General features: G+C 62.4%; 9 protein-coding genes and 1 pseudogene. 8 read left to right on the top strand and 2 right to left on the bottom strand.

Annotated elements, in window-relative coordinates:
• Window positions 1-16 precede the first annotated feature (16 nt).
• Window positions 17-802 (bottom strand): MoaF-related domain-containing protein, encoded by a 786-nt coding sequence (locus tag NKJ12_RS11820; protein WP_352702786.1) that lies wholly within the window; start codon window positions 800-802, stop codon window positions 17-19.
• Between the two features lie 193 nt (window positions 803-995).
• On the opposite strand from NKJ12_RS11820, the gene NKJ12_RS11815 reads away from it, so the two are divergent.
• The 8 genes and pseudogenes from NKJ12_RS11815 to NKJ12_RS11780 all read left to right on the top strand — a co-directional run bounded on the left by NKJ12_RS11815 (window position 996) and on the right by NKJ12_RS11780 (window position 10,753).
• On the top strand, window positions 996-2,045 hold the full coding sequence (locus tag NKJ12_RS11815; RefSeq protein ID WP_352506333.1) for a LacI family DNA-binding transcriptional regulator: 1,050 nt from the start codon (window positions 996-998) through the stop codon (window positions 2,043-2,045).
• Between the two features lie 158 nt (window positions 2,046-2,203).
• Window positions 2,204-3,442: a hypothetical protein gene (locus NKJ12_RS11810; RefSeq protein ID WP_352702784.1), complete on the top strand. Its 1,239-nt coding sequence runs from the start codon at window positions 2,204-2,206 to the stop codon at window positions 3,440-3,442.
• Window positions 3,443-3,564: 122 nt separating this feature from the next.
• Window positions 3,565-5,010 (top strand): homospermidine synthase, encoded by a 1,446-nt coding sequence (locus NKJ12_RS11805; protein ID WP_352506335.1) that lies wholly within the window; start codon window positions 3,565-3,567, stop codon window positions 5,008-5,010.
• A 187-nt stretch (window positions 5,011-5,197) separates the two neighbouring features.
• Window positions 5,198-5,572 carry an outer membrane lipoprotein Omp10 gene (gene omp10 / locus NKJ12_RS11800; RefSeq protein ID WP_254817073.1) on the top strand — a complete coding sequence of 125 codons (375 nt, stop codon included), beginning with the start codon at window positions 5,198-5,200 and terminating at the stop codon, window positions 5,570-5,572.
• 290 nt (window positions 5,573-5,862) lie between these two features.
• A complete protein-coding gene (locus NKJ12_RS11795) occupies window positions 5,863-7,989 on the top strand; it encodes a 5'-nucleotidase C-terminal domain-containing protein (RefSeq protein WP_352688035.1) in 2,127 nt (708 codons plus the stop codon).
• Between the two features lie 150 nt (window positions 7,990-8,139).
• Window positions 8,140-9,204 (top strand): ferrochelatase, encoded by a 1,065-nt coding sequence (gene hemH, locus NKJ12_RS11790; protein WP_352702781.1) that lies wholly within the window; start codon window positions 8,140-8,142, stop codon window positions 9,202-9,204.
• A 131-nt stretch (window positions 9,205-9,335) separates the two neighbouring features.
• Window positions 9,336-10,283, top strand: a complete 948-nt coding sequence (locus NKJ12_RS11785) for an SPFH domain-containing protein (RefSeq protein ID WP_352702779.1) — start codon at window positions 9,336-9,338, stop codon at window positions 10,281-10,283.
• Window positions 10,284-10,287: 4 nt separating this feature from the next.
• A pseudogene (locus NKJ12_RS11780) lies at window positions 10,288-10,753 on the top strand (NfeD family protein).
• 13 nt (window positions 10,754-10,766) lie between these two features.
• Here NKJ12_RS11780 and NKJ12_RS11775 read toward each other — a convergent pair.
• Window positions 10,767-11,768: a KpsF/GutQ family sugar-phosphate isomerase gene (locus NKJ12_RS11775; RefSeq protein WP_254817072.1), complete on the bottom strand. Its 1,002-nt coding sequence runs from the start codon at window positions 11,766-11,768 to the stop codon at window positions 10,767-10,769.
• Window positions 11,769-11,888 lie beyond the last annotated feature (120 nt).

Raw genomic sequence — 11,888 nt, 5'->3', positions numbered from 1 at the left:
CTTTTCCTCGGATTCCCTAAATCGCAGCCACGCCCAGCAGCAGGATCGCGGACATCGCGGTAAAGACGGTGACGTTGACATCCCCCCGCCAGCCCGCCGGTCCAAACGGCGGCCGGAACGGCAGATAGCCGTTCTCATCATACAGCACGCCGCCATATATCGGCCGCGAGAGCATGGCCGCGAAGAACGCCCCATACATGGCCGCGGCCAATCCCCCGGCGAGATAGAGCCGCTCGGCTTCGAGTTGCCCCTTGATCCAGACAAGTCCGAGCGCAATCAGCGCCACTCCGGTGTAGCTCAACACCTGCCAGACGACGTGAAACCGGGCGTGGGGAGTCCAGAGCGGATTGGTGGCGTGGGTGGCGTTCAAGTCGGCTTTGATCGTCACCACACCGTAGCCCACGGTCGCGACGCTCAGCAGAATTCGAGCAAGCAGATGACTGTCGTAAGCGAGTTCCATCGCATTTTCCTCCCTTATGCAGGAACGACTTGAATGGCGCCCTGGGCACAGAAGAGCTGCCCATCGGCCAGCCGGCGCATAATTATGAACGATCCCCTCCTCGTGGTCCTGCAACTGCACAATGAAGTTGCCGCTCTGCTCCGTCCAGCTCGCGAGCACGAGATTCGGGCGCACGCTGATCAGGCCGACGTTGACCACCTCATCGATTTCGGTGGTCCCGATCGACGCCTGGATATGCAATTCCTGAGGCGAGAGAAACGTCAACCGCGGTACGAAGGGGCCGAAAACGCAGTCGAAAGTCTTGCCGACGAGCGAGGCTGGAAAAACATCGGTTTCTGCCATCATCCTCTCCTTGGGCATGGCCGCTGCGGCCACGCCATTTGACGATCTTCAATGTCTAGTCGCAAAAATCCTCAGAATAAATGTTCTTGGAGCGCTCCAAGAGACACGATCCGCCAATTTCGATCTTGAGTCAATAAAATTCTTGGAGCGCTCCAAAAAATGGTCTACCTCAGGGAAAACGAGTGAATCGCCAATGCCCACCCTAGCCGATGTCGGCAAGGCTGCCGGAGTTTCCCGGGGGACTGTCTCCAACGTCTTCAACCGGCCGGAGCTGGTCAGGCCTGAATTGCGCGAGCGCGTCGAAGCGGCCGCGCGAGCGCTCGGGTTTGGCGGCCCCGATCCGAAAGGACGATTGCTGCGGGACGGCAAGTTCAATGCCATCGGGTTCATGCCGCCTGGCGCCTATGCCATCTCCGAAGTGATGAGAAGCCCATACGGCCGCGAGCTGGTGCTCGGCGTTTCGCTCGCCTGCGACGAGGCTGGAACGACGCTCAGCCTTGTAAACGGCACCGACAACACGCGCTTCGCCAGCATCCGCGATGCCCTGGTTGACGGCTTTATCCTTGGTCACAGCGCCGACATTGGTCTCATAGTTTCGGTCCAGAGACGCCGTCTGCCCTTCGTCATTCTCGAAAGCGACGCAGGTCCCGACATCAATTCGATAAAGATCGACGGCCGGAGCGGCGCGGTTGCTGCAGTCCGGCATTTGACCGGGCTGGGGCACCGGCACTTTGCCATCCTTTCGGTGCGCCGGACTCCCGGCCCGCCGATTGTCCACATGCCCGGACACGCAACGCGCCCGCTTCTGGCCGGCTTCCCGCTGGATGACGAAAGGCTCGACGGTTTCAAACAGGGTTTGGCGGAGGCGAATTTATCGATCGACGATGTCCCGATCATCGAGACGATACCAGGCGAGCCGTCTGCCGGAGCAGTAGTGTTCGACAGGGCGCCTGAAGCAACCGCGATCCTGACCATGTCGGATTGGCAGGCAATCACGATATTGGACGAGGCGGTTCGCCGCGGCATAGACGTGCCGGGCCACGTATCGGTCGTCGGCTTCGATGGCACCGCTGAATCTGCACGCACCACGCCTCCGATGACCACTGTCGCGCAAGACGTGATCGGAAAAGGCAGGCTTGCCGCCCGAATGGTTCTTGACAATGAAGCCCCCCGCCAGGTCGTTCTGCCGGTAGAACTGGTGGTTCGAGCCTCCACAGCCGCGCCGAGGGCAAAAATCCGCTGAAACGGGCGGACGTGCCATCCGCACCAAGGGGCGGCGCTCGCAGCGTCTTTTCGCTGAGCAGCGTCTGGCACTGAACGAGGCACAACTTGACTATAAGTGCCTGACAGCCGACCGTGACTGCCGGCGGTAGACAACTGTAACTTGTGGCTTGGGGAACAATGATCCAGCATCTTGGCAGGCCGGTCACGTTCGTGGCCGCGATCCTGGTACTGTCGACAGCAGCCGAGGCGGAGCCGGTGACTTATGCCGGCAAGCTTGGAAAAAGCGATATCGTCGTCGAATTCACCGGCGACCCCGCGGCCGGCGACGGCCCGCTGGCCGGCCGCTACTTCTACCGCTCGAAGGGCGTCGACATCCCGCTGCAAGCCAGGTCGCAGAAGGGCAGCAAGTTCGAACTGGCCGAGGAGGAGGCATGCGGCGCCGACAATTGCGATGGCGGAAAGGCCGCGCCGATCGCCGCCGTGTGGCGCCTGGCCTCATCCAGTAACGGCAAGACACTTGAAGGCAGCTGGAACGGAAAGAGGGCGCTGCCGCTCAGATTGGAACGGGTCGCAAGTCGGCAGGTGACCGGGAACGAGCCCGGCAGCCCTCTCGATCTCTACGATTTCAGCTTCATGAAGTTCTTCGGCAATGACACGCCGATCACCATGGAAACGTCCCCCTATGACTATCTGCGGATGGACACTCGGCTCGATAACGGCAAGGCGACTGGCTGGCCGGACGCAACCTACCGCTATGTCGTCGACCCCCGCACCAAATTCGCCACGCCGCGCATCGTCGAACTGTCCGGCAACGTTTCGGTCGAGGCCGCGAATGCTCTGCTGCAAGACAGGCACTGGCGCGCAAACATCGGCGCACTGGGCTGCGTGGCGGCGCAATATGCCGGTTTCAACGAAGGCGGGCCGATTGACGGTGTGAACGACGGCACGCTCGGCGGCTATGCGGACAGCACATTCGAAGTGAGCTCGCTGACGCCGCGGCTGATAAGCTGGCGGGAATCCGGCAGCATCTTCTGCGGCGGAGCGCATCCGACCAACTATTCGGACGCCTACATCATGGATGTGCGGCGCGGCGTCCTGCTTGGCCTCCAGGACATTTTCTCGGATACGGTGGATGGCAAGCCAGGTCCTTCCCTCGCCTCCTTGGTCAAGCAGCGGCGCAAGAAACCGACCGATCAGACCGACATCGATCACGAAGCCGAATGCGGCATGGACGATCTCATCGGCGAATATCTGGCGGTCAGCCTCTGGCGTGAGGGCGACAAGCAGGTTCTGGTGTTCGGGCTCCAGACCCTACCGCATGCCATCCAGGCCTGCGCCGACGATCTGCTGGAACTGCCGGTCTCCGAGGCACGTGCCCTCTTCAAGCCTGAATTCGCAAGACTGGTCGAGCCGTAGCCGGGATGGCGCGGCGTAAAGCCGGTCGTCCGCTTTTCGCTTTATTGTGACAATGATCTATGGTTTGTCGCGCCGCGGCCAAGCCGCTGTTCCGAAGCGTTTTTTGAGGGAGTAATCGATAAATGGCGAATGAAAACTGGCCCGTTTACGGTGAGATCACCGGCCCTGTGGTGATGATCGGCTTCGGCTCGATCGGACGGGGAACGCTGCCGCTGATCGAGCGCCATTTCAAATTCGACAAGTCGCGCATGACGGTCATCGACCCGCGCGACGCCGACCGCAAATTGCTCGACGAGCGCGGCATCACTTTCATGCAGGATGCAGTGACCAAGAAGAACTACAAGAAGCTGCTGACGCCGCTTTTGACCAATGGCGGCGGCCAGGGCTTCTGTGTCAACCTGTCGGTCGACACTTCCTCGCTCGAGTTGATGAAGCTCTGCCGCAAGCTTGGCGTCCTCTATATCGACACGGTGGTCGAGCCCTGGCTCGGCTTTTATTTCGACGAAAAGGCCGACAACGCCTCACGCACCAATTATGCGCTGCGCGAAACGGTGCGTACCGAAATCGCGAAGAACCCGGGCGGGACCACGGCGATCTCATGCTGCGGCGCCAATCCCGGCATGGTCTCGTGGTTCGTCAAGCAGGCACTGGTCAACCTCGCCACAGATCTTGGCCTCGACTTCGCGGAACCCGCGCAGCACGATCGCGAAGGCTGGGCCAAGCTGATGAAGAAGGCCGGCGTCAAGGGCATCCATATCGCCGAGCGCGACACCCAGCGCACCAAGAAACCCAAGCCGATGAACGTGTTCTGGAACACCTGGTCGGTCGAAGGCTTCATTTCGGAAGGCCTGCAGCCGGCCGAGCTCGGTTGGGGCACGCACGAGGCGTGGATGCCGAAGAACGCCAATAAGCACAAGAACGGCTCGAAGGCCGCTATCTTTCTGGAGCAGCCCGGCGCCAACACGCGCGTGCGCACATGGTGCCCGACGGCCGGTCCGCAATACGGCTTCCTGGTGACGCATAATGAGGCGATTTCGATTGCCGATTTCTTCACCTTGCATGGCAAGAAGGGCAAGGTGCAGTACCGGCCGACCTGCCATTACGCCTATCATCCCTGCAACGACGCCGTGCTGTCGCTGCACGAGATGTTCGGTGCCGCCGGCAAGGCTCAGCCCGTGCATCACGTGCTCGACGAAAACGAATTGGTCGATGGCATCGACGAACTCGGCGTGCTGCTCTACGGCCACGCCAAGAACGCCTACTGGTACGGCTCGCAGCTGTCGCTGGCCGAGGCGCGCAAGCTGGCGCCCTATCAGAACGCCACCGGCATGCAGGTCACGTCGGCGGTGCTGGCGGGCATGGTCTGGGCGCTGGAAAATCCGGAGGCCGGCATCGTCGAAGCCGACGAGATGGATTACAAGCGCTGCCTCGACGTGCAGAACCCCTATCTGGGGCCGGTCAGGAGCTATTATACGGACTGGACACCGCTCGACAATCGGCCTGGTCTGTTTCCCGAGGACCTCGACACCAAAGACCCGTGGCAATTCCGCAACATCCTCGTTCGATAGCAGCGTTGCCTCGACACTCCGCCAGCTTGCAATCGCCCGGAAATCGGGCGATTGAAGAGGGGCGGCCTAGAGCGACGTGCGTCCATTTGGACGCACAAAGTACGCTCCAGCACTTTGAATGTGCGCATCGTGCTTTCCGAAAATCGGATCGATTTTCGAGCCGATGCGAGAGGAGAGGATCTTGATGATGACGATTGCGCAAAGACTGCTTTCGGCTGGCATTGCCGCGGCCGCTGCCGTCACGTTGGCGGCCTGCACCACCACCGGCCCGGGCGAGCCACCGGTGATCACCGCCAAAGGGGTCGAAGGCTCCTGGATCGACGCGCAGGGCACCGGCTTATCCACCTTCAAGGGCGGCAGCTTCGCGACCGTCGCCACCGATACCGGTCAGAAGCTTGCCGATGGCAGCTACACCATGACCGGCGGCACCTCGGTCGAGATCCATGGCACTTCGCTGATCCGCCAGACGCCGATCAGCTTCAACTGCTTGATGGTCTCGACCAGCCAGCTCAATTGCACCAGCGCGAGCGGACAGAATTTTGTGCTGACCAGGCGCACCTGAAGTTCGATTCCGAATTGACTTTGCACAAGGCGGCGGCTTCAAGCCGCCGTTTTCTTGCGCCGGCAAAGCTGATGCCGATTTCCGCTTGCATCGACTGAAACGCGATGTGAACATGGCCCGAGAGGCTGTTACATCCAGGTCAAACAAGAGCGTTAAACGCGTCTGCGCATGACCCCGAAAATCGGAGTCGATTTTCGGAAAGGATCATGCGCAAAATAAAAATGGTACAGCGTCCTTTGCGCGTCCCAAACGACGCGCGGCGCTGTACTCGAGTCATCCGGGAGACGAGAATGAAGAAGATCGCTGCCATCGCCGCGCTGTCGGCATCGGCGCTTGGCCTGTCGGCAGGGGCATCCTTTGCCGACTACACGCTGAACATCCTGCACATCAACGACTGGCACAGCCGCATCGAGAGCAACAACAAGTACGAATCGACCTGCTCGGCCGAGGAGGAGACCAAGGGTGAATGCGTCGGCGGCGCCGCCCGCCTCGTCACAGCGATCGCGCAGGAGCGCAAGAAGCTGGAAGGCCAGAACGTGCTGCTGCTCAGCGCCGGCGACAATTTCCAGGGCTCACTCTTCTACACGACCTACAAGGGCAAGACAGAAGGCGAATTCCTCAACCAGATGAAGTTCGATGCCGAGGCTCTCGGCAACCATGAGTTCGACGATGGCGAGTCGGCGCTGGCGCCGTTTCTCGACATGATCCAGTTTCCGGTGCTCGGCGCCAACGTGAAGGCCAATGCGCAATCCAAGCTCGGCGACCGCGTCAAGCCATCGATCGTGGTCGAGGTCGGCGGCCAGAAGATCGGCATCGTCGGTGCGGTCACCAACGACACGCCGGAGCTTGCCTCGCCTGGCCCGAACATCGCCATCGAAGACGACGTCAAGTCGATCACCGCCGAGGTCGAGAAACTGAAGGGAGAGGGCGTCAACAAAATCATCGCGGTCACCCATATCGGCTACAAGCGCGAGCGCGACGTGATCGCCAAGATCCCGGGCGTCGACGTGGTGGTCGGCGGCCACAGCCATTCGCTGCTTTCCAACACCGACCCCAAGGCGGAAGGCCCTTATCCGACGATGGTCGACAATCCGGACGGCTACAAAGTGCCGGTCGTCCAGGCGGCGTCCTATTCGAAATATCTCGGCGAGCTCAAGGTCGTGTTCGACGACAACGGCGTTGTCAAAGAGGCGAGCGGCGATCCCATCCATCTCGACAAATCGATCACGCCCGACCCCGCCGTGCTTGCCCGCATCAAGGAACTCGGCGCGCCGATCGAGGCTTTGAAGAACAAGGAAGTCGCCGAGACCACCAAGGCGATCGACGGCAGTCGGGAAAACTGCCGCGCCCGCGAATGCGAGATGGGCAATCTGGTCTCCGACGCCGTCCTCGACCGGGTCAGGGGCCAGGGTGTCGAGATCGTCATCTCGAATGGCGGCGGCTTGCGCGCCTCGATCGACCAGGGCACCGTCACTATGGGTGAGATTCTCACCGTTCTGCCGTTTCAGAACACGCTGGCGACCTTCCATATCTCCGGCAAGGATCTGGTTGCCGGCCTCGAAAGCGGCCTCAGCCAGGTCGAGGACGGCGCCGGGCGCTTCCCGCAGGTTGCCGGCCTGAAATATGCGTTCGACAGATCGGCACCGCCTAACGGACGCGTCAAATCGGTCGAGGTCATGGAAGGCGGCGTCTGGACGCCGATCAAGCCGGACAAGGATTACCTTGTCGCCACCAACAACTATGTCCGCCAGGGCGGCGACGGCTATAAGGTGTTCGCCGAGAAGGCCAAGAACGCCTATGATTACGGCCCCGGGCTGGAACAGGTCGTCGCCGACTACCTCGGCGCGCACCGGCCCTATACGCCCAAGCTCGACGGCCGCATCACCGAGATCGCCGCGACCGTGACCCCGGCCGCGGAACCGGCCAAGCCTGCCGAACCGCCAAAACCTGCTGAGGCTGCGCCGGTAAAGCCTGCTGAACCGGCAATGCCCGAAATGCCGGCCGGCTCAGGCGACATTTCCAAGACACCGCCGGCCGTCCCGGCGGAAACCGCGCCGGCGGCACCCGCACCCGCCGAGCCGGCCCAGCCGGCGGCACCTGCGGCTCCGGTCACACCGGCTCCGGCGACCCCTGCTCCGGCCGAGCCCGCCGAGACAGCGCCGGCCCCGAGTCAGCCGGCCCCAAGTGAACCGGCGCCAACCGAGCCGGCAAAACCTGCCGAGCCCGCCAAGCCGGCTGAGCCGGCACCGGCCGAAGGCAGCCATGTAATCGTCGCCGGCGATACCTACTGGGATCTCGCGGTGAAGGCCTATGGCGACGGCACCAAATGGAAAATGATTTCCGATGCCAACAAAGCCTACGAGCCACGCCGGCTGCCGGTCGGCGCAACTTTGACGATCCCGGCGGCGTCGAAGTAATCCGGCCGCAGGAACGCAATGCACCCGCCCGGCAGACCGGGCGGGTGTTGCATTTCTGGGATAAGGTGCGGCCAGACGCAGCATTTGAAAACCGGCGCGGCATCGCTAATTTCGCCGCGGCACCGTTGGTTCGCGGTGTTGGAGAACCTCATGACGCTTGCCAACCCTGCTGAAATCAAAGCCGAGAAGACCGCCGCCTCGCCGTCGGCAGGGCGCGCTCCGGTCAGGACCGGCACGGTCGGTGTCATGCTGATCAATCTCGGCACCCCCGACGGCACCGGCTTCAAGCCGATGTGGCGCTACCTCCGGGAGTTCCTGTCCGATCCACGCGTCATCGAGCTAAACAAGGCGATCTGGTATCCGATCCTCTACGGCCTGGTCCTCACCACCCGGCCGAGGAAGTCGGGCGCCAACTATGCCAGGATATGGAACCGGGAGCGCAACGAGTCGCCGCTGCGCACCTACACCCGCGCCCAGGCCGAGAAGCTCGGGCTCGCGCTCGGCGACCTCCCCAATGTCGTTGTCGACTGGGCGATGCGCTACGGCAACCCTTCGACCGCGAGCGTGGCCGAGAGACTGGTCGAGCAAGGCTGCGACCGCATCCTGTCTTTCCCGCTCTATCCGCAATATTCGGCGACGACGACTGCGACTGCCAACGACCAGCTGTTTCGCGCGCTGATGAAGATGCGCCGCGCCCCGGCCATTCGCAGCGTGCCGCCCTATTACAGCGAGCCGGCCTATATTGAGGCGCTCGCCCGTTCGATCGAAAAGCATCTGGCGAACCTCGACTTCGAACCGGAAATTGTCATCGCTTCCTATCACGGCATTCCGAAACCCTATTCCGACAAGGGCGATCCCTACCAAGCCCATTGCCTCGAGACGACGCGGCTGCTGCGCGAAAAGCTCGGCTGGGATGAAAACAAGCTGATCACCACCTTTCAGTCGCGCTTCGGCGCGCAGGAATGGCTGCAACCCTACACCGACAAGACGGTCGAAAGACTAGGGCGCGAAGGCGTGAAATCGATCGCCATCGTCAACCCCGGCTTTTCCGTCGACTGCATCGAGACGCTGGACGAGATCGGCAGGGAAGCGGCCGAGACCTTCCATCATGCCGGCGGCGAAAAGTTCGCACACATCCCTTGCCTCAACGACAGTACCGAGGGCATGGCGGTGATCGAGGCAATGGTGCGGCGCGAGCTGTCCGGCTGGGCCTGAACAGATCACCCGTCTATTCACCGGCAATCCATGATCACCTGATTGTAACGTTGCTGAAACACACTTAAGTGTTTGATCAAGCCGGCCGCGTGGAACTGTCCGGCGTGGCCGGCCTTTGAGGGGAGAGCCAAATGGGTTTCAGTGGTTTCGATATCGCGCTTCTTGTTCTTGTCGCCCTTGTCGTGCTGGTGCTTTTCAAAGGCATCCGGACAATTCCGCAAGGCTATAATTATACCGTCGAACGCTTCGGCCGTTACACCAGGACATTGAGCCCGGGCCTCAACCTCATCATGCCCTTCGTCGACCGTATCGGCGCCAAGATGAACATGATGGAGCAGGTGCTCGACGTCCCGACGCAGGAGATCATCACGCGCGACAACGCCACCGTTGCCGTCGACGGCGTCGCCTTCTATCAGGTGCTCAACGCGGCGCAGGCCGCCTACCAGGTCGCCGGCCTGCAGAACGCTATCCTCAATTTGACGATGACCAACATCCGCACCGTCATGGGCTCGATGGACCTCGACGAGCTGTTGTCGAACCGCGACGCCATCAACGAGCGCCTGCTGCGCGTCGTCGACGAGGCCGCGCATCCCTGGGGCATCAAGATCACCCGTGTCGAGATCAAGGACATCAACCCGCCGGCCAATCTCGTCGAATCGATGGGCCGCCAGATGATGGCCGAGCGCAATAAGCGCGCCCAGATCCTCGCCGCCGAGGGCCTCAAGCAGTCGCAGATTCTGGAGGCCGAGGGGCGCAAGGAAGCCGCCTTCCGCGACGCCGAGGCGCGCGAGCGATCGGCCGAGGCTGAAGCACGCGCCACGCAGGTGGTGTCGGAGGCGATTTCCAAGGGTGACGTGCAGGCGCTCAACTACTTCGTCGCGCTGAAATACACGGAAGCGCTGACCAGGATCGGCTCCGCGACAAACAGTAAACTCGTGCTGATGCCGATAGAGGCTTCCTCACTGATCGGCACGCTTGGCGGCATTGGCGAAATCGCCAGGGAAGTTTTCAAGGGCGAAGGCACCGCCGGTCCAGCACGACAGGCCCGCCCGCCCGTGGTTCGTCCCAGCGAGACCTGAGGCCATGTTCGACCGCATTGTTTCCGAACTCGGCCCGTGGAGCTGGATGGTCCTCGGCCTCATCCTGCTGGTGATGGAGGTCATCGCGCCCGGCATTTTCATGCTGTGGATCGGCATTGCCGCGCTGTTGATCGGCGTCGTCTCGCTGCTCATCTGGGACGCCGGTTTCTGGACCTGGCAGGTCCAGGTCGTCGCCTTCCTCGTGCTGTCGCTGGTCTCCGGCTTATGTCGGCAAGCGGCTGGTGGGCGGACGCCACGATGAGACCGACCAGCCTCTGCTCAACCGCCGCGGCGCACAGATGGTCGGCCGGACGGCGACCCTTGCCGAGCCGATCAAGAATGGGCGCGGCCGCATCAAGCTGGGCGACACGTTGTGGCGTGTCTCCGGCCCCGACCTCCCGGCCGGCACGCAGGTGCGCGTGACGGGTGCCGCTGATACCGATCTGGAACTGACGGTCGAGGCGGTCTAGAAAACTCGCCAGACTAGGCAGCACCGATACGCAGCAGGTCGTGCAGATGGACGAGCCCGATCGGCCGCCTGCCTTCGACCACCATCAGGCTGGTAATGGCCGAGTCGTTGATCGTCTGCAGCGCCGTCGCCACCAGCGTGTCGGGCGCGGCCATTTTTGGCTCTCTGGTCATCACCTGATCGACGCTCATGGCCAAGAGATCGCTGCCGATATGGCGCCTGATGTCGCCATCGGTGATGATGCCGATCAGCTTGCCGTCCGCCGCAGTCACCGCCACGCAGCCAAACCCCTTGCGCGACAATTCGAGGATTGCCTCGCGCATGCCGGTGCCGGACGACACCAGCGGCAGCCTGTCACCGACATGCATGATCTCGCGGATCTGAGTCAGGTTGGCTCCGAGCTGGCCGCCGGGATGGAACGTGCGGAAATGGTCCGGGGTGAAGCCGCGTGCCTCGAGCAGCGCGATGGCCAGCGCATCGCCCATCACCATTTGCAGCAGCGTCGAGGTCGTCGGCGCAAGGCCGTGCGGGCAGGCTTCCGGTGCTCGCGGCAGCAGAAGCACCACGTCGGCCGCACGCGCCAGCGCCGATTTTTCGCCCGCGGTGACCGCGACCAGCGGGATCGAGAAGCGCCTCGAATAGGCGATGATGCCCTTGAGCTCGAGGCTTTCCCCCGACCACGACAGGGCGATGATGGCGTCGTTCCTGGCGATCATGCCGAGGTCGCCGTGATTGGCTTCGGCAGGGTGAACGAAGAAGGCCGGCGTGCCGGTCGAGGCGAGCGTTGCGGCAATCTTCGAGCCGATATGGCCGCTTTTGCCGACCCCGGTGACGATGACGCGGCCATCGATCTGCGACACCATGTCGACGGCCCGTGCGAACGGCTCGGCCAGCCCGTTTTCGAGCGCGTCGGCCAATGCCGCGACGCCGGCCTGCTCTGTCGCCACCGTTCTCAGCGCCGAGGCAATCGCGGCCTGCCCGTCGTGCCGCTTCCTGTCTGGGGATTTCACGTCCATGGACGATGCGATTAGCGCTTCGGCACGCGCCTGTCCAACGGAATTGCCGCTCCGAACACCCTGACGGGCCATCCCTCAACGCTCCGTTAACCATCCCCATTTACGGTTTCGTAAGTATGG

It is taken from the genome of Mesorhizobium sp. M0195 (genome assembly GCF_040322115.1).
In the GTDB taxonomy this organism is placed as follows: domain Bacteria; phylum Pseudomonadota; class Alphaproteobacteria; order Rhizobiales; family Rhizobiaceae; genus Mesorhizobium.
Note: the sequence above shows the minus strand (reverse complement) of the source record. Positions and strands in the feature narration are given on the sequence as shown.